We start from the raw sequence: 23123 nt of genomic DNA, 5'->3' as shown, positions 1-23123 counted from the left end.
CGGTTTGTTTATTATTCCCACTCCACAGTTGCAGGTGGTTTAGACGTAATATCGTACACGATACGGTTGACGTGTGCCACTTCGTTGACGATACGAACAGAGATTTTTTGCAAGACGTCCCAAGGGATGCGAGCAAAGTCAGCTGTCATGCCATCGATGGAAGTAACAGCGCGGATACCGACAGTGTAATCATACGTACGGCCATCGCCCATAACACCAACAGAACGGATACCTGGTAAGACTGTAAAGTATTGCCAGATGTCACGATCTAATCCAGCCGCAGCGATTTCTTCACGCAAGATTGCATCAGATTCGCGGACGATTTCTAATTTTTCTTCACTGATTTCACCTAGTACACGGATACCTAGACCTGGTCCAGGGAAAGGTTGACGCCATACGATTGAATCGGGCATACCTAATTGTGTTCCTAATTCACGGACTTCATCTTTGAAGAGTGTGTTCAAAGGTTCGATCAATTCAAATTGCATATCTTCTGGAAGACCACCAACGTTGTGGTGAGACTTGATTGTTTGAGCTGTCTCAGTACCACTTTCGATCACGTCAGTATAAAGTGTGCCTTGTGCCAAGAAAGCAACGCCTTCTTCACCAGCTAATTTCGTTGCTTCATCATCAAAAACATACACAAATTCATTTCCGATGATTTTGCGTTTTTGTTCAGGATCAGAAACACCAGCTAGTTTATCTAGGAAACGTTTTTTGGCATCGACTTTGATGATGTTCAAGCCAAATTTACCGCCTAGGCTTTCCATTACTTGGTCAGCTTCGCCTTTACGCAATAGGCCATGGTCAACGAAGATCGATGTTAATTGATCACCGATTGCTTTTTGTAAAAGAACGCCGACAACACTAGAGTCTACGCCGCCTGAAAGACCAAGTAAAACTTTTTTGTCGCCTACTTGTTGACGGATTTTTTCGATTTGCATATCGATGAAGTTATCCATTGTCCAGTTGCCTTCGCAATGGCAGACATCAAATGCAAAGTGACGTAATAATTCGATCCCGTATTCGGAATGACGCACTTCTGCATGGAATTGGATACCATAGAAGTTGCGTGTTGTATCTTGGATTGATGCAATTGGGCAATCTTTGCTTGTTCCGACGATTTCAAAACCTTCAGGAACTTTTGTTACCAAGTCACCATGACTCATCCAAACAGTTTGTTGTTTTGGTGTTTCATTGAACAACACAGCATCGTCAGCAGTTACTTCTAAGAGTGCTTTTCCGTATTCGCGGTTTTTGGCTGGTTCAACTGATCCACCTAATTTATAAGTGATCAATTGCATACCATAACAAATCCCTAATACTGGAATTCCTAAGTTAAAGATCTCTGGATCGATTCCAAAAGCATTTTCATCATACACACTGTTTGGTCCACCAGAAAGAATGATCCCTTTCGGATTCATTGCTTTTACTTCTTCTGCAGTAATGCGGTGGCTCAATAGTTCGGAAAAGACTCCCAAATCACGGATGCGTCGTGTAATCAATTGGTTATACTGGCTACCATAATCTAATACGATAATCTTTTCAACGTTTGTCATATCGGCAACGTTTGTCACATTTATTACCCCTATCCCTTTAAATTTTATCTCAAAATAGATGAAACTATTTTAAAATGCTAATATTTTCGCATGAAAATCGAATCGATGATATGATTTTCAGTTTTATGGAGAATTATATCTGCTCTGCTGCGAGTAGGCAAGATATATTCGTTTAAATTCTTTAAATTCACATTTTTCCATACTTCTTTTGCCATTTTGAACGCATCTTCGCGATCGCCGATAGCAAATCGATAGTAATAGTTTTGTGGATTTTGAAAAGCTGTATCGAGCAAGGCACCGAAACGATCAAGGTACCATTTTTCGATCAGTGATGAATCTGCGTCAACGTAAACGGAAAAGTCAAAAAAGTCGCTGACGTAAATTTGTTGGTTGGCTGGTAGTTGAAGCGTGTTGATTCCTTCAACGATCAGAATATCTGGTTGTTGGATCAACTCATATTCATCAGGAATGATATCATAGACGTCATGTGAGTAGACTGGGACTTTGATTTCTTCCTGACCGGATTTGACTTTATTTAGGAAGTCAATGAGCATTTCCATATTGTAACTTTCTGGGAATCCTTTACGATCCATGATCCCTCGTTCTTTTAAGACCTTGTTAGGGTAGAGAAAACCGTCAGTTGTAATCAACTGAACATTTCTCCGCTTAAAGGTACGAGATAAGATTGTTTGCAGTAGGCGAGCAGTGGTGCTTTTACCAACGGCGACACTTCCGGCGATCCCAATGATGAATGGTGATACCTCCACGTATTTATGAAGAAAAAGACCTTTACTCAAAGTAAGAGATTCAAATTCTTTCATATAAAGATAGATCAGATGAGCAAGAGGAACATAAATGTCTCGAACATCTTGCATCGAAATACGGTCATTCAAACTCTTGATTTTATCTAATTCATCTTGGGTCAATGGTGCTTGCCCGTTACGATAAAATTCACGCCATTCTTCTCTTGCGACACGGTAGTAATTCATTGGATCATTCATAATAGCCTCATAGCCTCCTGCATTCTCCCATCAATGGATTTATTTTAACACAAAACATTCCTAAACCCCACCACTTGGGAGGAAAGCTTTGTCTTTTTTGGGTATTTTTCCATAGTCGGAAGAAAAAATAACTCTCAAGGGTTCTAGTCTGACTTGCACCTCTGTACATAAAACGATAGACTATGGACAACTAACAAAGTAAGAAGGGTGGACATTATGACAAACCACTATTATTCAGAAAACCCCGATACAGCCCATGATTTTGAGGAATGGCCGTTTGAATTAAAGGGAAAAATATTCCGATTTGTGACTGATTCTGGCGTATTTTCACGTGAAACAGTCGATTACGGTTCACGTGTATTGATTGATGCATTTGACTGGGAAGAATTACCAAGTGAAGGGAAGATATTAGATGTTGGTTGTGGCTATGGACCAATCGGATTAGCTATTGCTTTTGCGAGTCAGCGAATGGTGGAGATGGTCGATATCAATTCACGGGCAGTTGAGTTGGCACAGGGAAATGCCAAACGGAACCAAATTAAAAATGTGGAGATCCACCAATCAAATATCTATGAAGATGTCCAAGAAGAAGGCTATGCTGCTATTGTCAGTAATCCGCCTATCCGTGCAGGGAAAAAAGTGGTCCATGAAATATTGACGGAGGCGTATCCGCGATTAAAAACAGGTGGAACATTGACGATCGTGATCCAAAAGAAACAGGGAGCACCGAGCGCACAGAAAAAAATGCTAGAAACTTTTGGGAATGCGGAGATCATTACCAAAGACAAAGGCTACTACATTATCAAAAGTGTGAAAGAATAAATGAAATAATGGGATATCGTGACTATTCATCGTTTTTTGCTCTTTTTAGAAAAGCAGCGATGTGAATGGATATAAATTTTTTTTCTATGAGTAGAATATTTTGAGAGATGATTTATACAGATTTAGGAGGCTGAGGCATAGAATGTCTCGGCTTTTTTTGTTTCGTTGAAGCTTAGATAAAAAAGGGGAAGTAAGTAAAGCATTCTGTCTATTTTCTAGCTATTCTTTTTGAAAGGGTTTTGGTAAACTAAAAAAGAATTTATACAAAGGGGGAGAAGAAGTGAAATTAACGATCAGAGATATCGCAGAGATGGCTGGCGTTTCTGTGACGACTGTCTCACAGATATTGAACAATAAAGGAAGTCGTTTTAGTGATAAAACCAGAAAAAAAGTATTGGAGATCGTGAATGAGCATCACTACAAACCTGATTATTTTGCCTCCAATGTGATCAATCGTCATTCTAAGACGATCGGGATGATCGTGCCTGATGTGACCGACTTTTTCTTCTCTAAATTGATTGAAGGGGTCGAAAGTTATTTAAATCCGTTGGGGTATGTGATCATGCTGTGTAATTCTCGGCATAGTCAGGAGAATGAAATCAAATATTTACAAGAACTCTCTCATCGCTCGGTAGATGGCATCTTATTGGCTACCCCGAATGTCTTGCCTGATGCGTATTCTTTAGATAGTGGGTTTTATACGAACATGCCGATCATCTTGATCGATCGGGGACTAAACCGTAGAGACAATGGGCGCTTGCTTGTGAAAGAATATGAAGGGGCTTACCAAGCGGTATCGTTGTTCATTGAAAATGGACATACTAAGATCGGTATGCTGAAGGAAACAACTGGTTACTATCAATTGGAAGAGCGGTTCAATGGATATCGCCATGCGCTAAAAGATCATGGTATTCCTTTTAACGGCAAGCTTGTTGAACAGGGTGAATTGACGGTACAAGGTGGTTATGAATCTTCCAAGAGATTGCTACGCCACAAAGATATTACTGCAATTTTTTGTGGGAATGATGCGATGGCGATTGGTTGTTACCAAGCAATCGATGAGTTAGGGAAAAAAATCCCGGAAGATATTTCAGTCATTGGGTTTGATGGGCTAAAACTTTCTGAATATATGATCCCCAAATTGACAACGGTTAAACAACCAAGTTTTGATATTGGTTTTTATGCTGCTCGCTTTTTGATCGACACGATTGAATTTCCTCAACGCAAAGTTCCGAACAAAGTCTTTGAAACAAAATTAATTATTCGTGAGAGCATAAAAACATTGACAACGGGCTAACTGGGCGGTATATTGCTTATGTAAGTGTTTACAAAGGCTAAGTATAGCCCTTTGCATTTTTAGTAAACTGGTTTACTAAAGTGGTTTACCTTTTATAAAAATCCTGTATAATACCGAATGAAGACAAGGAGGATCAGGCAATGCGAATGGTGGATCTGATTGAAAAAAAGAGGGACGGAAACGAATTATCAACGAAAGAAATCGACTATATTATTACGAATTATACGAGTGGTAACATTCCTGATTATCAAATCAGCGCATTGCTAATGGCGATCTTCTATCAAGATATGACGGATCGAGAAATTACTGACTTGACACTGGCAATTGCACATTCAGGGGATGTGATCGATTTGAGTCCATTAGATGGGATCAAAGTCGACAAACATTCGACTGGTGGTGTAGGAGATACGACAACGTTGATCTTAGCGCCGTTAGTAGCTAGTGTGGGTGTAACAGTGGCAAAAATGTCTGGCAGAGGACTTGGTTATACGGGCGGAACGCTAGATAAATTAGAAGCGATCCCAGGGTTTAAGATCGAACTTTCTGATGAAGAATTTATCCGGATCGTCAATGACAGCAAGGTTGCGGTTATTGGTCAATCGGGAAATCTTGCACCAGCAGATAAAAAGTTATATGCCTTACGGGATGTGACAGCGACAGTTGACTCGATTCCTTTGATCGCAAGTTCGATCATGAGTAAAAAAATCGCCGCGGGAGCGGATGCAATCGTATTAGACGTCACTACTGGTGATGGGGCATTTATGAAGAACATCGAGGATGCCCGACGATTAGCGAAAACAATGACCAGTATTGGTAAACTAGCGAATCGACAAACAGTTGCAGTGATTTCTGATATGTCTGAACCATTGGGTGAGGCAATTGGCAACAGTCTGGAAGTCGTCGAAGCTATTGATACATTAAAAGGCAACGGGCCGGAAGATTTGGTGGAAATGTGTTACGCATTGGGAAGCCAAATGATGGTATTAGCAAAACAAGCGGCTACGATCGATGAAGCAAGAGTACAACTTAAAGAAGCGTTGGAATCTGGCAAAGCTTTGTTGAAATTCAAAGAAATGATCCAAAATCAAGGGGGCGACCCAAGTGTGGTGGATCAGCCTGAACGATTGCTGACGGCGAAGTATGTAAGCGAGCTTCCTGCGAAGGAAAGTGGCATTGTGTCGAAACTTGTTGCGAATGAGTTGGGGATTGCCGCAATGATGTTGGGAGCTGGCCGTAAAACGAAAGATGATGCTATCGATCATGCGGTAGGGCTTAAATTAAATAAAAAAATCGGCGATCCTGTCCAAGAGGGCGAATCTTTATTAACGATCTATAGTAATGAAGAAGATATCTCTTCTGTGAAAGAATTGCTTTATCAAAATATTGAAATCAGTGATTCGGCTGAGAAGCCTACTTTAATACACGACATTATCACAGAATAAAAAGGAGAGAAAAAAATGGAATTGAATCGAATGATCGACCATACAATTTTAAAAGCAGATGCTTCAGAAACGGATGTCATGCGTATCATTGAAGAAGCAAAGAAATATCATTTCTATTCTGTCTGTATCAATCCAACATGGGTTTCTTTAGCAAAAGAAAATCTAAAAGGTGAACCGGTAGCGGTCTGCACGGTGATTGGGTTTCCTCTAGGGGCTAACACATCAGAAACAAAGGCTTTTGAAACAACAAATGCCATTGAAAACGGCGCAGATGAAGTAGATATGGTCATCAATATTGGTGCATTGAAATCACAACAATATGGAAAAGTACAACAAGATATCGAAGCAGTAGTTGAAGCAGCCAAAGATCGTGCATTAGTGAAAGTGATCATTGAAACAGCGCTACTAAACCATGAAGAAATCATCAAAGCTTGCGAACTTGCGAAAGCAGCTGGAGCAGATTTCGTCAAAACATCTACTGGTTTTTCAACTGGTGGTGCCAAAGTAGAAGATGTTCGATTGATGCGTCAAACTGTAGGCCCAGAAATGGGTGTGAAAGCATCAGGTGGCATCCATAATGAAGCGGAAGCTTTAGCAATGGTTGAAGCTGGAGCAACACGGATCGGTACTAGCGCAGGCGTTTCGATCATGTCTGGCTCAACAGGTGAAGGATACTAATTTTAAGGAGAAGCTTATGTCAGAAGTGAAACAAGAGTGGATCGATACTGCAATAGAGGCCTTGGATAAAGCCTACGTTCCATATTCCCATTTTCCTGTAGGAGCATGTTTAGTGACTGAATCAGGGCGAACGTATCAAGGAATCAACATCGAAAATGCATCATTTGGCTTAACAAATTGTGCCGAGCGTACAGCATTCTTCAAAGCAATCTCTGAAGGAGAAAGGTCATTTACACACTTGGTTGTGTCTGGGCATACACCAGATCCGATTTCTCCTTGCGGTGCTTGTCGGCAAGTCATGGCTGAATTTTGTTCACCGGATATGCCAGTAACTTTGATTGGCGATAACGGTGTCATGAAATCCACAACTGTGGAGGGATTGTTACCTTACGCATTTACAGAAAAAGATTTATAACTCACGTTCATTCAGTCAGCTGACTGTTGAAAAATAAAACAATTATTTTAGGGGGCTTTACAGAAATGAAAAAAGCAAAATTATTTGGTTTAGGTGCTGTAGCGTTATCTGCTGGGTTATTATTGGGCGCATGTGGCAACGGCGGCGATTCAGACTCTACTGATTCCACTGGTGGAGGCAGCTCTTCAAAAACAACAACTGCAGCATTGATCACAGACACAGGTGGTGTCGATGACCGTTCATTCAACCAGTCAGCTTGGGAAGGACTAGAAGCTTGGGGGAAAGACCATGATCTTTCACGCGGAAATGATGGATTCCAATACTTCCAATCATCAAATGAATCGGATTATATTCCAAATATCGACCAAGCCTTGAATGCCGGATTTAAAACAATTTTTGGGATTGGTTATAAATTAAAACCTGCAATCGAAGAACAAGCTGGTTCTAATCCTGAAACAAACTTTGCGATTATCGATGACGTAATCGAAGGAAAAGACAATGTCGTTTCAGCAACATTTAAAGATAACGAAGCTTCTTATCTTGCAGGGATTGCAGCAGCATACACAACTGAAACAAATACTGTTGGATTTATCGGCGGGGTAAAAGGTGAAGTAATCGACCGTTTTGATGCTGGATTTAAAGCCGGTGTTGATGCAGGAGCGAAAGCTTTGAATAAAGATGTAAAAGTCTTGAACCAATATGCAGGTGACTTCTCAGCACCAGATAAAGGTCGTTCAATTGCACAAGGTATGTACGCTCAAAATGCGGATATCATTTTCCATGCTTCAGGTGGTACTGGTAACGGTGTATTCCAAGAAGCTAAATCATTGAATGAATCTGGCGACAAAAAAGTTTGGGTAATCGGTGTTGACCGTGACCAATCTGACGAAGGCGACTACACTTTAAATGGCGAAAAGAAAAACTTCACATTGACATCTACACTTAAAGGTGTGGGAACTGTTGTAGAAGACTTAGCACAAAAATCAGCTGATGGTAAATTCCCTGGTGGCAAACACACAGTTTATGGATTGAAAGAAGACGGTGTGGGTATCACTGAAGGTCAACTTTCAGATGAAGCGAAAAAAGCAATTGATGAAGCAAAAGAAAAAATCATTTCAGGAGATATCAAAGTACCAGAAACTCCTAAAAGCTAATTAAGTTTTATTCGATAGAGGTCGGGACAGAAGTGTTTCACTCCGAAAAATAAGAAGGGATTCACGGGAATTGTTTTTCACATCTTTGTGGATTTTCAGATTATTTCTCGAAGGTGGTGCTTTTGTTCCCGCCATTTATTCATAGAGTGTGAGGCAAAAGTATTGCTTACTTTTGTCCCATATTCTATGAATAAATATATTTTGATCTATTGTTTCTTTATCAAGGTGTTGTAAGAAGTGGGTTCTTGTCATCGGAGCAAAGCGCTTCTTTCACAACCTCTATTAAACGGTGTTCAAAGGCCAACTCCTTGAAATAAGCCTGAATTTTTAAAAATATGAAAAGCTATTTTAAAAAATTCTTTCTTATTATCATCGGAGCAAAGCGGCCTTTTCACAACCTCTTGATAAGGGAACAATCCCCTGAAGTATTTTGCTTCATTTTAAGATTTATATAGAAATAGAAATCTTTGTTAATCGTTGCCTAGACAGAAATCGTTAGGATGTGAAAAATGTGGTTCAAGAAAATATTGTCATAGAAATGCGGAATATCACCAAACAATTTGGTACATTCAAAGCAAATGACAACATCAATTTACAAGTGAGAGCTGGTGAGATCCACGCTTTGCTTGGAGAAAATGGTGCCGGGAAATCAACATTGATGAATGTACTATCGGGTCTTTTAGAACCGACTTCAGGTGAGATCCTGATGCATGGGAAAGAAGTGAAGATTACAAGCCCAACAAAAGCTAATCAGCTAGGTATCGGAATGGTCCATCAGCATTTTATGTTAGTGGATGCTTTTACGGTCACAGAAAATATTGTTTTGGGTAGCGAACCCAGCCGAGCAGGGGTGCTTAATCGCCGCAAAGCTCGTGAAGAAATCAAAAAACTTTCAGAGCAATATGGGTTGTCGGTTAATCCAGATGCCTATGTTCGTGATATCTCTGTAGGGATGGAACAACGGGTCGAAATTTTAAAAACACTTTATCGTGGAGCAGATGTATTGATTTTTGATGAACCAACCGCTGTATTGACTCCTCAAGAAATTGATGAATTGATTCTTATCATGAAAGAGTTAGTGAAGGAAGGCAAATCCATCATTTTGATTACGCACAAATTAGACGAAATCAAAGCTGTAGCTGACCGTTGTACTGTTATCAGACGTGGACAAGGGATCGGTACAGTCAATGTGAAAGATGTCTCTTCTCAACAATTAGCAGATATGATGGTGGGACGTACTGTTTCATTTAAAACAATGAAGAAAGAAGCACGTCCGCAAGAAGTAGTATTGTCCATTGAAAATCTAGTAGTCAAAGAAAATCGAGGACTAGACGCAGTCAAAGATCTTAGCTTAGAAGTACGGGCTGGTGAAGTGCTAGGGATTGCGGGAATCGACGGGAATGGTCAATCTGAGTTGATCCAAGCATTGACAGGCTTGCGAAAAGCAGAAAGTGGCACAATCCGCTTGAAGGGTGACGATATCACCAATAAGAAACCGCGTAAAATCTCAGAGTCTGGCGTAGGTCATGTGCCTGAAGATAGACATAAATATGGACTGGTACTAGATATGACTTTAGCTGAAAATATCACTTTACAGACGTATTATCAAAAACCATATAGTAAGAATGGGTTACTGAATTACTCGGTCATCAACGAGCATGCACGCGACTTGATCGAAGAGTACGATGTACGGACAACAAATGAAATCGTACCGGCAAAAGCACTCTCAGGTGGAAATCAGCAAAAAGCGATCATTGCACGTGAAGTAGATCGTGATCCAGATTTGCTGATTGTTGCGAATCCTACTCGAGGGCTAGATGTAGGAGCCATTGAATTTATTCATAAACGTTTGATTGAACAAAGAGATAAATTCAAAGCTGTTTTATTGATTAGTTTTGAGTTGGAAGAAATCTTGAATGTGTCGGATCGAATCGCCGTGATCCATGAAGGGAAAATCGTCGGTATCGTCGATCCAAAAGAAACATCTGAAAATGAACTAGGATTACTTATGGCGGGCTATTCTTTGGAAGAAGCAAGAAGAGAGTTAGAAAAGGTTGGTGGCGCACATGAATGATCGCAGTGAGAAGTTTCGTAATCTGCTAGTACCGGTATTTTCAGTAATTTTAGGATTGATCTTAGGCGCTATTTTGATGGCTGCTTTTGGATTTAAACCAATTCAAGGTTATTCTTCGATGTTGAATGCTTCACTTGGTTCACAACGAAGTATCGGAGAGACATTAAGACAAGCAACGCCATTGATTTTTACAGCGTTAGGTTTCTCGGTAGCTAACTCTGCGGGCTTCTTTAATATCGGGCTTTCAGGACAAGCGCTTTGCGGTTGGATCGTTAGTGTCTGGGTAGCATTGGCATTTCCTGATCTGCCAAAAGTGGTTTTATTGCCGCTTTGTGTGATCTTAGGAGCCTTAGCAGGAGCAATGGCAGCAGCTATTCCTGGTTTGCTACGTGCCTTTTTCGGAACAAGTGAAGTAATTGTAACGATCATGATGAACTATATTTTACTTTATCTTAGTACATTCGCCTTACATGACGTGATGCCGGAAAGCTACCGTTCTAGTTTGGATTCATCAAACTTAGTTGGACAAAATGCCTCATTGAGAGTGCCTTGGCTTACTCAAATGTTCGGTGGTTCCCGTGTAAATGCAGGATTGTTTTTAGCACTTATTGCTTTGTTCCTCGTTTGGTTGCTTATGAAGAAGACAACGTTGGGATTTGAAGTGCGTTCGGTCGGATTAAATCCTTTTGCTTCGGAGTATGCAGGGATGAGCAGCAAGCGTACGATTGTTTTATCTATGGTGATTTCAGGCGCTTTAGCAGGGCTAGGCGGAGTAGTTGAAGGACTAGGAACATACCAAAACTTCTTCGTTCAAACCACTTCACTATCCATCGGTTTTGATGGGATGGCGGTTTCGCTATTAGGTTCTGGATCAGCAATTGGAATCCTTCTTTCAGCGATCTTGTTCAGTATCTTGAAGATCGGTGGACTGGGAATGCAGACAGGTGCAGGAGTACCATTTGAGATCGTGAATGTTTCGATCGCCTTGATTATTTTCTTCGTTGGAATCAATTTCTTGATTCGCTTTATCATGGCGAAACTATTCCAAGGAAAGAAACAAGCAGCAATCGTTGCAACGGTCGAGTCGAACCCAACAAGTCAGAATAAAGAAGGAGGAGAGCTCTAATGTCAACAGTCGAATTGATTGCTTTGATCCTTACATCTACACTCGTTTATTCAACGCCTTTGATCTTGACCTCTTTAGGTGGAACTTTTTCTGAGCGCAGTGGGATCGTTAACGTAGGTTTAGAAGGTATCATGGTCATGGGTGCATTTAGTGCGGTTGTTTTCAACTTGACGATGAGCCCTGAATTAGGTGCAATGACGCCTTGGATCGCTATCCTAGTTGGTGGGGTCGTCGGTGTCTTATTCTCCTTGCTGCATGCAGTAGCAACGGTTAGTTTACGTGCAGACCACATTATCAGTGGTACGGTCATCAACTTGATGGCTCCCGCATTAGGTGTATTTTTAATCAAAGCATGGTATGGTAAAGGTCAAACGGATAACATCTCCGTAAACTTAGGGTATTTCTCCTTCCCAGGTCTATCAGATATTCCTGTGATCGGGCCGATATTCTTTAAAAATACCTTTTTACCAGCTTATTGTGCGATCTTGATTGCTGTTCTTGCGTGGTTTATCATCTTTAAAACCAAGTTTGGACTACGTCTACGTTCGGTTGGTGAGAATCCTCAAGCCGCAGATACACTAGGAATCAATGTATATGCGATGCGTTATTCAGGTGTATTGATCTCAGGTCTTCTAGGAGGAATGGGCGGTGCTGTTTTTGCCCAGTCTATCTCAGGTAATTTTTCTGCCGGAACGATTGTTGGACAAGGGTTCATTTCAATGGCAGCAATGATTTTTGGTAAGTGGAATCCGCTAGGCGCAATGGCCGCTTCTTTATTCTTCGGTTTTGCGCAAAGCTTAAGTATCATCGGCGCACAATTGCCAGTGATTTCTTCAATACCGCCAGTTTTATTACAGATCGCGCCTTATCTATTAACGATCATCGTTTTGGTCATTTTCTTAGGAAAAGCATCTGGGCCTAAAGCAAACGGTAAAAATTATATCAAATCAAAATAAACTTTTAGTGCATAAAAAGGGCGGGTTACGGGAACTATTTTTCGGCTCGTCCTTTTTGATTTATATAGTTAAAAAATAAAAGGAAAGAAGGAATATTCATGTTTAAACGCGTACATTTGATCGTCATGGATTCAGTTGGAATCGGAGAAGCACCCGATGCAGAAAAATTTGGTGATAAAGGTTCAGATACACTAGGCCACATCGCAAAAGAAGCAGGTTTGACCATTCCTCATTTAGAACAATTGGGACTAGGAACGATTCGTCCATTAGAAGGAGTAGAAGCTGTAGCTGATCATCAGGGGTATGCGACAAAATTAGAAGAAGTGTCTGTTGGTAAAGATACGATGACAGGTCATTGGGAGATCATGGGTCTAAATATCAAAACGCCATTTCGTGTGTTCCCTAATGGATTTCCAGAGGAGCTTCTAAAACAAATCGAAGAATTCTCCGGTCGTAAAATCGTTTGTAACAAACCATATAGTGGAACCGCTGTTATTGATGATTACGGCGAACATCAAATGAAGACAGGCGATTTGATCGTGTATACCTCAGCAGATCCAGTTTTGCAAATTGCGGCACATGAAGAAATCATTCCTTTAGAAGAATTATATCGGATCTGCCAGTTTGTCCGTGACATCACGAAAGATGATCCATATATGATCGGTCGGATCATTGCTCGTCCTTATGTCGGCGAACCAGGCAACTTCACACGGACAAGTAACCGCCATGATTACGCACTAGATCCATTTGGCCATACGGTATTAGATTCATTGAAGGATGCAGGCAAAGATGTAATTGCTGTTGGAAAAATCAACGATATCTTCAATGGTCAAGGGATAACAGAATTTGTTCGCACGAAGAGCAACATGGATGGTGTCGATCAATTGCTAAATGTCATGAAAAAAGATTTTACAGGGATCAGTTTTACGAACCTAGTTGATTTTGATGCCTTGTATGGTCATCGTCGTGATGTAGTAGGGTACGCACATGCGATCGAAGATTTTGATTTACGAATACCTGAATTATTGGATGCAATGACAGAAGATGACTTGCTGATGATCACGGCTGACCACGGAAACGATCCAACATTCCCTGGAACAGACCATACACGGGAATATGTTCCATTACTTGTCTACAGCAAAAAAATGAAGGAACAAGGCAGCTTGCCTCAAGGATACTACTCTGACATTTCTGCAACGATCGCAGAGAACTTCGATGTTCCAGCAACTGAAAATGGCGAAAGTTTCTTGAAACTGTTGAAATAATCAAAAAACGAGCGTGGGACAAAAGTAAGAAACACTTCTGTCCCAGCCTCGATTCAAGAAGAGTTCATGTAAAGGATTTTGTAAAAGAGCCATCTTGCTTTAAATGATAAAAATCAGCTGTTGAGAATGTGGAGACCATTTGTTTGAACAAAAGGAAGAATTCTACAAATGATCAATAGAGAAAAATTTTTAAAATAGGAGAAAGTAAATGACCCAATTAAGCGAAATGTTACAAGAAACGACGCAATTTATTCAGTCACAAGGAGTAAAAGAAATCGATTTTGGCTTGATCCTAGGTTCAGGATTAGGTGAATTAGCAGAGGAAATCGAAGAAGCTATCACGATTCCTTACGATCAGATTCCCTTCTTTCCAACATCAACAGTTGTTGGGCATGCAGGTCAACTTGTTTACGGCACGTTATCAGGAAAAAAAGTATTAGCGATGCAAGGACGTTTCCATTTTTATGAAGGCCATTCGATGCAGACAGTGACATATCCCGTTCGTGTCATGGCAGCATTAAAGGCACACTCAGTGATAGTCACAAATGCTTGTGGCGGGGTGAATGAATCATTTGCTCCTGGCGATCTAATGGTGATTACCGATCATATCAATTTCACGGGCCAAAATCCATTGGTTGGACCAAATGATGATGAAATCGGTCCGCGCTTCCCGGATATGAGCGATGCGTACACAGCTAGCTATCGTGAAATCGCACAAAAAGCAGCGGAAAACTTAGCGTTGAATCTAAAAGAAGGCGTATATATGGGATATTCTGGTCCAACTTATGAAACACCCGCAGAAATCCGGATGTCACGAACAATGGGGGCAGATGCTGTCGGTATGTCTACGGTTCCGGAAGTGATTGTAGCGGCACACAGTGGTTTGAAAGTATTAGGGATTTCATGTATTACGAATCTTGCAGCAGGAATGCAAGCAAATCTGAATCATGAAGAAGTAGTAGAAACTACGCAACGTGTCAAACAATCTTTTAAAGCACTGATCAAAGAAGTATTAGTGTTACTATAAAACCAAAGGAGCAAGGAATATGAGTGTGCATATCGAAGCAAAACCGGGAGAAATCGCAGATAAGATCCTACTACCAGGAGATCCATTACGGGCAAAGTATATCGCTGAAACATTTTTAGAAAACCCTGTATGTTATAACGAGGTTCGTGGAATGCTTGGCTTTACAGGTACGTATAAAGGAGAACGAGTTTCTGTGCAAGGAACAGGAATGGGGATGCCTTCTGCAACGATCTATGCCCATGAACTGATCCATTCATATGATGTGAAGAAATTGATCCGAGTAGGGACTTGTGGCGCATTATCAAAGGATGTCCATGTTCGCGATTTAGTTTTGGCACAAGGAGCAGCTACTAGTTCTTCCATGATCGAAAAGAATTTCCAAGCATTTCATTTCCCGCCAATCAGTGATTTCGATCTACTATTAAAGGCGTATGGACTAGCGAAGGATAAAGGGTATAGAACACATGTTGGCAACGTACTTTCAGAAGATACGTTTTATAAAGATGATCTGACTGAAACATTCAAATTAGCTGAACTAGGTGTTTTAGGTGTTGAGATGGAAGCAGCTGCCTTATATTATTTAGGTGCAAAATATCATGTTCAAACACTGGCGATCATGACAGTCAGTGACCATTTGATTACTGGAGAAGAAACATCCGCAGAGGAACGCCAGACAACATTCAATGAAATGATCGAAGTTGGTTTGGAAACAGCGATTGCAAAATAAAAAGAAAAAAACCTTAGGGATCAACGGGTAAGTTGATTTCCTAAGGTTTTTTGACCTATAATTTTTGATTATAAGTAGTATTTTTTAGCAACTGTTAAATCATCGTTTAATTCATAAACAAGTGGTTGACCAGTTGGGATTTCAAGATCCATGATGTCTTCATCAGAGATTCCTTCAATGTGTTTTGCTAAAGCACGTAGAGAGTTACCGTGTGCAGCTACTAAAACAGTTTTGTTGTCTAGTAAAGCTGGAGCGATTTCGTCTTGCCAGAATGGTAAAGCACGTTCCAAAGTAACTTTTAAGTTTTCGCCACCAGGAATATCGCGTTTGTCTAACATTGCATAACGACGATCGTTTGCAGCAGAACCTTCGTCACTTTCGTCCATTAATGGAGGAAGAGTGTCGTATGAACGACGCCAGATGTGTACTTGGTCATCTCCGTATTTTTCAGCTGTTTCTTTTTTGTTCAAACCTTGTAACTTACCATAATGACGTTCGTTTAAGCGCCATGATTTGATTTGAGGAACCCATAATTGATCTGAGTATTCTAAAATCAAGTTACATGTTTTGATTGCACGAGTTAAAACAGAAGTATAAGCAACGTCAAATTCGATTCCAGCTTCTTTGATTTTGCGTCCGCCTTCTTTTGCTTCTTCGATTCCTTCTGGTGCTAAGTTTACGTCAGCCCAACCAGTAAATTGGTTTAATGCATTCCATTCACTAAGACCATGACGAGAAAAAACTAATTTTGGCATGTTTAGCTCTCCTTTAAGATAGGTTTTATTTCTGAAAATTTCAGTTCTGCTTTATTGTACAATTTTTTTGCCTAGATTTCCATTGAAAAATGAAGTTAGTTCCTTGAGAAAAGGATCATTAGAAGATAAAAGAACAAAAAACAGCGTAATACGCACTTTTTACATTTCGAATCACCTGATGAGAGATCCATTCGTAAACGAGGGTACCATAAAAGAAAAACAACGAAATTTTATAGAAGTAAACAGGAAATAATAAGTACACCGCATCATTGTTAGAACGAATCTTCTCTATGTTTACGAGTCTTTCTGAAAAAAAGGTCGCTACATAAAAAAGAAGTATCAGAACATCTTCACATGTTCTTGATACTTCTTTTTTAGAGCAGAGTCTCTTGCCTCGGATAACCATTGCTCATGATCACGGAACTAAGTCCGAGAATCCTTCAACCTCACTAAGTGGAGAGATTCATTTTTTCTATTTCAGTCAAAATGAGTTGGCACAATCAGTTAAGATAACTGCTGGATCTCTTTTTCTGGGAGGTTGATATATTTATAACACGTTCCGACTGATACGCCACATTTTGAAGAAATCAATTGAATCGTTTCTTTTTTCTCGTAGTAAAGTCTGCGGATTTTTTTGATTGTTTTTGGATCGATTTTTGGTCGTCCGCCAATTTTTCCTTTTTTACGTGCTTCGTCGAGGCCTACTAAAGTGCGTTCTTTGATCAATGAGCACTCCATAGTAGCTAAGCCTTCCATTAACTGAAAATAAATTTTTCCCATTGGTTCACGAGTATCGATTTCTTCGTGAAGACTGACAAGGTGTAACCCACGGTCTTTGAATAATTGCGTTAGTTCTGTTAATTGTCGGGTCGACTTTCCTAAACGATGCAGCTGGCAGATCACTAAAGTATCACCTTGGCGCATTTCTTTGATGACTTTTTCTAAACAAATGTTATCAGACATGGCATCCTTCGACTCATATGTCTCGTGAAAAATTTCTTGACAACCAAAATTAGAGAGTTGTTCAACCTGTGATGTTAGATCAACATCATTTATGGTTGTGCGTGCATAACCAATAATCTTCATGGTGATTCCTTTCTAGCAATGATTTTCTGACTATCTATGACAGTAAGAATGTAGCATAAAGTCTTTTAAAAAGATAGTTTTTTATGTTTGTTTAAACGCGTCGTTTTTTTACAGAAATCGTAAAAAAATTTCTATTTTTGAAAAGGGGTATCGGTTACTGTGACGCCTCCATCGGCACCGACGATGACTTTTGTCACCATATTCAAAAATAGTCCATGTTCGACTACACCAACGAGTTGGTCAAGATATGTTGCTAAGCTTTCAGGATCTTCAATGACATCAAGATGAAGGTCAATGATGTAATGGCCGCCGTCAGTGACTAAAGTTTCGCCAGTTTCAGTTGATCGGAGCACAGGATTGTAGCCTTTTTTTGTGAAGATACGCATCAATTGTTGTGAACCGTAGGGAATGACTTCTACAGGAAGAGGGAACTTGCCCAGTTTAGCCACCAGTTTCGATTCATCAACGATCCAAATGGTTTGTTTTGAATAAGTTGCTACGATTTTTTCGAAAAGAAGTGCTGCGCCGCCACCCTTGATTCCTTGGAAATCTTGGCTGATTTCATCCGCGCCGTCAATCGTCAAATCGACCTCTGTAACTTCATCAATACTCTTTAAAGGGATGCCGAGTGTTTCAGCTTGTTCTTTTGTTGCATTTGAAGTAGTTACACCAGTGATCTTCAATCCTTCTTCACGCATTCGACGGCCGATTTCTTCTACCATATAGTAGGCAGTTGAGCCTGTACCTAATCCGACGATCATTCCGTCTTTTACAAATTTTGCAGCTTCGATACCAGCTAATTGTTTTAGATTCATTTTTTGCTTCCACCTTTTTTTGAGTCTGATCTTTCATAGCTATTTTATATGGAAACCGTATAAAAAGATACCAAACATTTGGAGTATTTTGTTGGTTTGAAAAAAAAGTACAACACTAGTTGACATCCTTTTTTATTCATGATATTCTAACCAAGGTGCTTTATCTACAGGTCTCTATTTAAGAGGCGTGCTGACTGTTTATCAAAGCATATTTGATAAAGATGCATAGATTGCATTTATTTTTTATCGCAAAAAAAGAACCACCTGGATGTGTGGAACTAGACGCGAATAGTGGGAAGGAGGAAACAAGGAATGCCTACAATTAACCAATTAGTACGTAAACCTCGTAAATCAAAGGTGGAAAAATCAAATTCACCTGCTTTGAACAAAGGATATAACAGCTTTAAGAAAACTCAAACAAACGTGAACTCTCCTCAAAAACGTGGGGTAGCAACTCGTGTGGGTACTATGACACCTAAAAAACCGAACTCAGCTTTACGTAAATATGCTCGTGTTCGTTTGTCAAACTTAATTGAAGTTACTGCTTATATCCCAGGGATTGGTCACAACTTACAAGAACACAGCGTGGTACTATTACGCGGTGGACGTGTAAAAGACTTACCAGGGGTACGTTACCACATCGTTCGTGGCGCACTAGATACTGCTGGTGTAAACGATCGTAAACAAAGCCGTTCTAAATACGGTACTAAAAAACCTAAAGCTTAATTTTAATTATTAAACAAATGAAACTTGCTTCTACTTAATAAGTAGCGGAGCAATTACTATGAATATTATTTCGGAAGGAGGAGTTACGGATGCCACGTAAAGGTCCTGTTGCAAAACGTGATGTTTTACCAGATCCTATTTATAACTCAAAATTAGTAACTCGCTTGATCAACCGTGTAATGGTTGACGGAAAACGCGGTGTTGCAGCTAATATCATTTATAACGCCTTTAAGATTGTTGAAGAATCTACAGGTAACGACCCACTAGAAGTATTTGAACAAGCAATGAAAAATATCATGCCTGTTCTTGAAGTTAAAGCTCGTCGTGTTGGGGGTTCAAACTATCAAGTACCAGTTGAAGTTCGCCCTGAACGTCGTGTGACTTTAGCGCTTCGTTGGATTGTTAACTACGCTCGCTTGCGCGGTGAACATACAATGGAAGAACGCTTAGCAAAAGAAATCATGGATGCTGCAAACAACACTGGTGCTTCTGTTAAAAAACGTGAAGACACTCATAAAATGGCTGATGCCAACCGTGCGTTTGCTCACTATCGCTGGTAAGATCCTCTCTGCGTGGTCGGTTTTATACCGACCATCAGAAAGTATCCTTATTTTTAGCAACTAGATAGTAAAGAGAGGAGAAACAAGGAGAATGACCAGAGAATTTTCTTTACACAACACTCGTAATATTGGTATCATGGCCCACATCGATGCTGGTAAAACGACTGCTACTGAACGTATCTTGTACTATACTGGTAAAATCCATAAAATTGGTGAAACTCATGAAGGAGCTTCACAAATGGACTGGATGGAACAAGAACAAGAACGTGGGATTACGATCACTTCTGCTGCTACAACAGCACAATGGAAGGGTCACCGCATCAACATCATCGACACACCAGGACACGTAGACTTCACAGTTGAAGTTGAACGTTCATTACGTGTACTTGATGGTGCTGTAACAGTTCTTGATGCACAATCAGGTGTTGAACCTCAAACTGAAACAGTTTGGCGTCAAGCAACAACTTACGGTGTACCTCGTATCGTATTCGCAAACAAAATGGATAAAATCGGTGCTGATTTCTTATATTCAGTATCAACATTACATGATCGTTTACAAGCAAATGCTCATCCAATCCAATTACCAATCGGTGCGGAAGATGACTTTACAGGTATTATCGACCTTGTAACAATGAAAGCCGAAATTTATACAAATGACTTAGGGACTGAAATCGAAGAAAGAGAAATCCCTGAAGAATACCGTGAATTAGCGGAAGAATGGCGCGAAAAATTAGTGGAAGCTGTAGCTGAAACTGATGAAGATCTTACTTTGAAATACTTAGAAGGTGAAGAAATCACTGAAGCTGAGTTAAAAGAAGGAATCCGTCGTGCAACTCTTAACGTTGATTTCTACCCAGTATTATGTGGTTCAGCATTTAAGAACAAAGGGGTTCAATTATTATTGGACGCAGTTCTTGCTTACTTGCCATCACCGTTAGATATCCCTGCTATCAAAGGGATTGACCCTAAAACTGATGAAGAAGTTGAACGTCCAGCAGACGACAGCGCTCCTTTCTCAGCTTTAGCATTTAAAGTTATGACTGACCCATTCGTAGGTCGCTTAACTTTCTTCCGTGTGTACTCTGGTGTCTTGAAATCAGGTTCATACGTACAAAACGCTACAAAAGGCAAACGCGAACGCGTAGGTCGTATCTTACAGATGCATGCTAACTCACGTTCTGAAATCTCTGAAGTTTACGCTGGAGATATCGCAGCTGCAGTTGGTTTGAAAGATACAACTACTGGGGACACACTATGTGATGAAAAGAATCTAGTTATTCTTGAATCAATGGAATTCCCAGAACCAGTTATCCAAGTCGCTATTGAACCAAAATCAAAAGCTGACCAAGATAAAATGGGTGTCGCTTTGCAAAAACTATCTGAAGAAGATCCTACTTTCCGCGCTGAAACAAACGTTGAAACAGGCGAAACAATCATCGCTGGTATGGGTGAACTTCACTTAGACATCATCGTTGACCGTATGCGTCGCGAATTCAAAGTTGAAGCTAACGTAGGTGCTCCTCAAGTATCTTACCGTGAAACTTTCCGTTCTGGCACTCAAGCCGAAGGTAAGTTTGTACGTCAGTCTGGTGGTAAAGGTCAATACGGTCACGTATGGATCGAATTTACACCAAACGAAGAAGGCGCAGGCTTTGAATTTGAAAATGCGATCGTCGGTGGGGTTGTTCCACGTGAATACATTCCAGCTGTTGAAACTGGATTGAAAGATGCTATGGAAAATGGTGTCTTAGCTGGATATCCATTAGTTGATATCAAAGCTAAACTTTACGATGGTTCATACCATGATGTCGATTCAAATGAAACTGCCTTCCGTGTTGCTGCTTCTATGGCATTACGTGCAGCAGCTAAGAAAGCTAATCCAGTTATCCTTGAACCAATCATGGCTGTTGAAGTCGTTATCCCTGAAGATTACTTAGGTGATGTTATGGGACACGTTACTGCACGTCGTGGTCGCGTTGAAGGTATGGAAGCACGCGCTGGCGGACAACAAGTTGTTCGTGCGATGGTTCCACTTGCTGAAATGTTTGGTTATGCTACAACTCTTCGTTCAGCTACTCAAGGTCGTGGTACTTTCACTATGACATTTGACCACTACGAAGATGTACCAAAATCAGTTCAAGAAGAAATCATTAAGAAAAACGGCGGAAAAGCTGAATAATTTCTTAAAACCGGATCGTCCGTTTAACGGATTATCCAAAGAGACTATATTTTTAATATAGTTTCGTGTAAAATAATTATCGATGATATGGGCATGTGGGTGACCGTCTGGTTGCCACATACCTATCAGACAAATAAAAAAAATTATATTGTATTTTTAGGAGGACATTTTAAAATGGCAAAAGAAAAATTTGACCGTTCTAAACCACACGTTAACATTGGTACTATCGGACACGTTGACCATGGTAAAACAACTTTAACAGCAGCAATCACAACAGTACTATCTAAGAAAAACGGCGGCCAAGCTATGGCTTACGATCAAATCGATGGTGCTCCAGAAGAACGCGAACGCGGAATCACAATCTCAACAGCTCACGTTGAATACGAAACTGACGCTCGTCACTACGCTCACGTTGACTGCCCAGGACACGCGGACTACGTTAAAAACATGATCACTGGTGCTGCACAAATGGACGGAGCTATCTTAGTAGTTTCTGCTGCTGATGGCCCTATGCCTCAAACTCGTGAACATATCCTATTATCTCGTCAAGTTGGTGTTCCTTACATCGTTGTATTCTTGAACAAAGTAGATATGGTCGATGACGAAGAATTACTAGAATTAGTTGAAATGGAAGTTCGTGACTTATTAACAGAATACGAATTCCCTGGTGACGATGTTCCTGTAATCGCTGGTTCAGCTTTGAAAGCTCTAGAAGGCGACGCTTCATACGAAGAAAAAATCCTTGAATTAATGGCTGCAGTTGACGAATATATCCCAACTCCAGAACGTGACAACGACAAACCATTCATGATGCCAGTTGAAGATGTATTCTCAATCACTGGTCGTGGTACTGTTGCTACAGGTCGTGTTGAACGTGGACAAGTTCGCGTTGGTGACGTTGTAGATATCGTTGGTATCGCAGAAGAAACAGCTCAAACAACAGTTACTGGTGTTGAAATGTTCCGTAAATTATTAGACTACGCTGAAGCTGGAGACAACATTGGTGCTTTACTACGTGGTGTTGCACGTGAAGACATCCAACGTGGACAAGTTTTAGCTAAACCAGGTACAATCACACCTCATACAAAATTCTCTGCAGAAGTATACGTGTTGACTAAAGAAGAAGGTGGACGTCATACTCCATTCTTCACTAACTACCGTCCACAATTCTACTTCCGTACAACTGACGTAACAGGTGTTGTTGAATTACCAGAAGGAACTGAAATGGTTATGCCTGGCGACAACGTAACAATGGAAGTTGAATTAATCCACCCAATCGCTATCGAAAACGGTACTAAATTCTCAATCCGTGAAGGCGGACGTACAGTTGGTGCCGGTGTCGTTACAGAAATCAAAGCTTAATTAGATTAAGCCTAAAAAGTTACATCTACTCGGACGTTGAAGTCTGGAATGAAAGATCTCTTGATCTTCATTCCAGGCTTTTTTTATTTTCTCGAAG

General features: G+C 40.4%; 21 protein-coding genes. 16 read left to right on the top strand and 5 right to left on the bottom strand.

Annotated features, from left to right (window positions below):
- Positions 1 to 11: 11 nt before the first annotated feature.
- Together guaA and coaA are read right to left on the bottom strand one after the other, a co-directional pair.
- Positions 12 to 1577, bottom strand: a complete 1566-nt coding sequence (guaA, locus tag FGQ66_RS01685) for a glutamine-hydrolyzing GMP synthase (protein ID WP_005880856.1) — start codon at positions 1575 to 1577, stop codon at positions 12 to 14.
- Between the two features lie 59 nt (positions 1578 to 1636).
- Positions 1637 to 2560: a type I pantothenate kinase gene (coaA, locus tag FGQ66_RS01680; RefSeq protein ID WP_016177173.1), complete on the bottom strand. Its 924-nt coding sequence runs from the start codon at positions 2558 to 2560 to the stop codon at positions 1637 to 1639.
- Positions 2561 to 2776: 216 nt separating this feature from the next.
- On the opposite strand from coaA, the gene FGQ66_RS01675 reads away from it, so the two are divergent.
- From FGQ66_RS01675 to deoD, 12 genes are all read left to right on the top strand, one after another.
- On the top strand, positions 2777 to 3382 hold the full coding sequence (locus FGQ66_RS01675; RefSeq protein ID WP_005880853.1) for a class I SAM-dependent methyltransferase: 606 nt from the start codon (positions 2777 to 2779) through the stop codon (positions 3380 to 3382).
- Between the two features lie 280 nt (positions 3383 to 3662).
- Positions 3663 to 4679, top strand: a complete 1017-nt coding sequence (locus tag FGQ66_RS01670) for a LacI family DNA-binding transcriptional regulator (protein WP_081133705.1) — start codon at positions 3663 to 3665, stop codon at positions 4677 to 4679.
- 140 nt (positions 4680 to 4819) lie between these two features.
- Positions 4820 to 6121, top strand: a complete 1302-nt coding sequence (locus FGQ66_RS01665; protein ID WP_005880848.1) for a pyrimidine-nucleoside phosphorylase — start codon at positions 4820 to 4822, stop codon at positions 6119 to 6121.
- A gap of 15 nt (positions 6122 to 6136) precedes the next feature.
- Positions 6137 to 6799, top strand: a complete 663-nt coding sequence (gene deoC, locus FGQ66_RS01660; protein ID WP_016177176.1) for a deoxyribose-phosphate aldolase — start codon at positions 6137 to 6139, stop codon at positions 6797 to 6799.
- A 16-nt stretch (positions 6800 to 6815) separates the two neighbouring features.
- Entirely contained in the window at positions 6816 to 7214 is a 399-nt protein-coding gene (locus FGQ66_RS01655; RefSeq protein ID WP_171024541.1) for a cytidine deaminase, read from the top strand.
- A 65-nt stretch (positions 7215 to 7279) separates the two neighbouring features.
- Entirely contained in the window at positions 7280 to 8368 is a 1089-nt protein-coding gene (locus FGQ66_RS01650) for a BMP family lipoprotein (RefSeq protein ID WP_005880842.1), read from the top strand.
- Positions 8369 to 8879: 511 nt separating this feature from the next.
- Positions 8880 to 10442 (top strand): ABC transporter ATP-binding protein, encoded by a 1563-nt coding sequence (locus FGQ66_RS01645; RefSeq protein ID WP_138301462.1) that lies wholly within the window; start codon positions 8880 to 8882, stop codon positions 10440 to 10442.
- On the top strand, positions 10435 to 11568 hold the full coding sequence (locus tag FGQ66_RS01640; RefSeq protein ID WP_005880838.1) for an ABC transporter permease: 1134 nt from the start codon (positions 10435 to 10437) through the stop codon (positions 11566 to 11568). The genes FGQ66_RS01645 and FGQ66_RS01640 overlap by 8 nt, the downstream gene beginning before the upstream one ends.
- Positions 11568 to 12524, top strand: a complete 957-nt coding sequence (locus tag FGQ66_RS01635) for an ABC transporter permease (protein ID WP_005880836.1) — start codon at positions 11568 to 11570, stop codon at positions 12522 to 12524. The genes FGQ66_RS01640 and FGQ66_RS01635 overlap by 1 nt, the downstream gene beginning before the upstream one ends.
- A 98-nt stretch (positions 12525 to 12622) precedes the next feature.
- Positions 12623 to 13789 carry a phosphopentomutase gene (gene deoB, locus FGQ66_RS01630; RefSeq protein WP_005880835.1) on the top strand — a complete coding sequence of 389 codons (1167 nt, stop codon included), beginning with the start codon at positions 12623 to 12625 and terminating at the stop codon, positions 13787 to 13789.
- A 208-nt stretch (positions 13790 to 13997) separates the two neighbouring features.
- The gene (locus FGQ66_RS01625) at positions 13998 to 14816 is read left to right on the top strand and encodes a purine-nucleoside phosphorylase (RefSeq protein ID WP_081133708.1); all 819 of its coding nucleotides are present in this window, start codon (positions 13998 to 14000) and stop codon (positions 14814 to 14816) included.
- Positions 14817 to 14835: 19 nt separating this feature from the next.
- On the top strand, positions 14836 to 15543 hold the full coding sequence (gene deoD, locus FGQ66_RS01620; RefSeq protein WP_005880831.1) for a purine-nucleoside phosphorylase: 708 nt from the start codon (positions 14836 to 14838) through the stop codon (positions 15541 to 15543).
- A gap of 68 nt (positions 15544 to 15611) precedes the next feature.
- On the opposite strand, the gene gpmA is transcribed toward deoD, so the two are convergent.
- The 3 genes from gpmA to rpiA form a co-directional block, all read right to left on the bottom strand.
- The gene (gene gpmA / locus FGQ66_RS01615; RefSeq protein WP_081133709.1) at positions 15612 to 16298 is read right to left on the bottom strand and encodes a 2,3-diphosphoglycerate-dependent phosphoglycerate mutase; all 687 of its coding nucleotides are present in this window, start codon (positions 16296 to 16298) and stop codon (positions 15612 to 15614) included.
- A gap of 504 nt (positions 16299 to 16802) precedes the next feature.
- A complete protein-coding gene (locus FGQ66_RS01610) occupies positions 16803 to 17384 on the bottom strand; it encodes a recombinase family protein (protein ID WP_005880827.1) in 582 nt (193 codons plus the stop codon).
- A gap of 131 nt (positions 17385 to 17515) precedes the next feature.
- On the bottom strand, positions 17516 to 18199 hold the full coding sequence (rpiA, locus tag FGQ66_RS01605; RefSeq protein ID WP_005880825.1) for a ribose-5-phosphate isomerase RpiA: 684 nt from the start codon (positions 18197 to 18199) through the stop codon (positions 17516 to 17518).
- 312 nt (positions 18200 to 18511) lie between these two features.
- Here rpiA and rpsL point away from each other — a divergent pair, with 312 nt between their 5' ends.
- The 4 genes from rpsL to tuf all read left to right on the top strand — a co-directional run bounded on the left by rpsL (position 18512) and on the right by tuf (position 23026).
- A complete protein-coding gene (rpsL, locus tag FGQ66_RS01600) occupies positions 18512 to 18925 on the top strand; it encodes a 30S ribosomal protein S12 (protein ID WP_002294318.1) in 414 nt (137 codons plus the stop codon).
- A gap of 89 nt (positions 18926 to 19014) precedes the next feature.
- Positions 19015 to 19485 (top strand): 30S ribosomal protein S7, encoded by a 471-nt coding sequence (gene rpsG / locus FGQ66_RS01595; RefSeq protein ID WP_005880823.1) that lies wholly within the window; start codon positions 19015 to 19017, stop codon positions 19483 to 19485.
- A gap of 91 nt (positions 19486 to 19576) precedes the next feature.
- Positions 19577 to 21664 (top strand): elongation factor G, encoded by a 2088-nt coding sequence (gene fusA / locus FGQ66_RS01590; protein ID WP_005880821.1) that lies wholly within the window; start codon positions 19577 to 19579, stop codon positions 21662 to 21664.
- 174 nt (positions 21665 to 21838) lie between these two features.
- A complete protein-coding gene (gene tuf / locus FGQ66_RS01585) occupies positions 21839 to 23026 on the top strand; it encodes an elongation factor Tu (protein ID WP_005880819.1) in 1188 nt (395 codons plus the stop codon).
- The last annotated feature ends 97 nt before the right edge of the window (positions 23027 to 23123 follow it).

It is taken from the genome of Enterococcus sp. BSD2780061688st2 D3 (genome assembly GCF_005844145.1).
Lineage (GTDB): Bacteria > Bacillota > Bacilli > Lactobacillales > Enterococcaceae > Enterococcus_B > Enterococcus_B durans.
The sequence above is the reverse complement of the archived record's forward strand: the minus strand, read 5'-3'. Positions and strand labels throughout refer to the sequence as shown.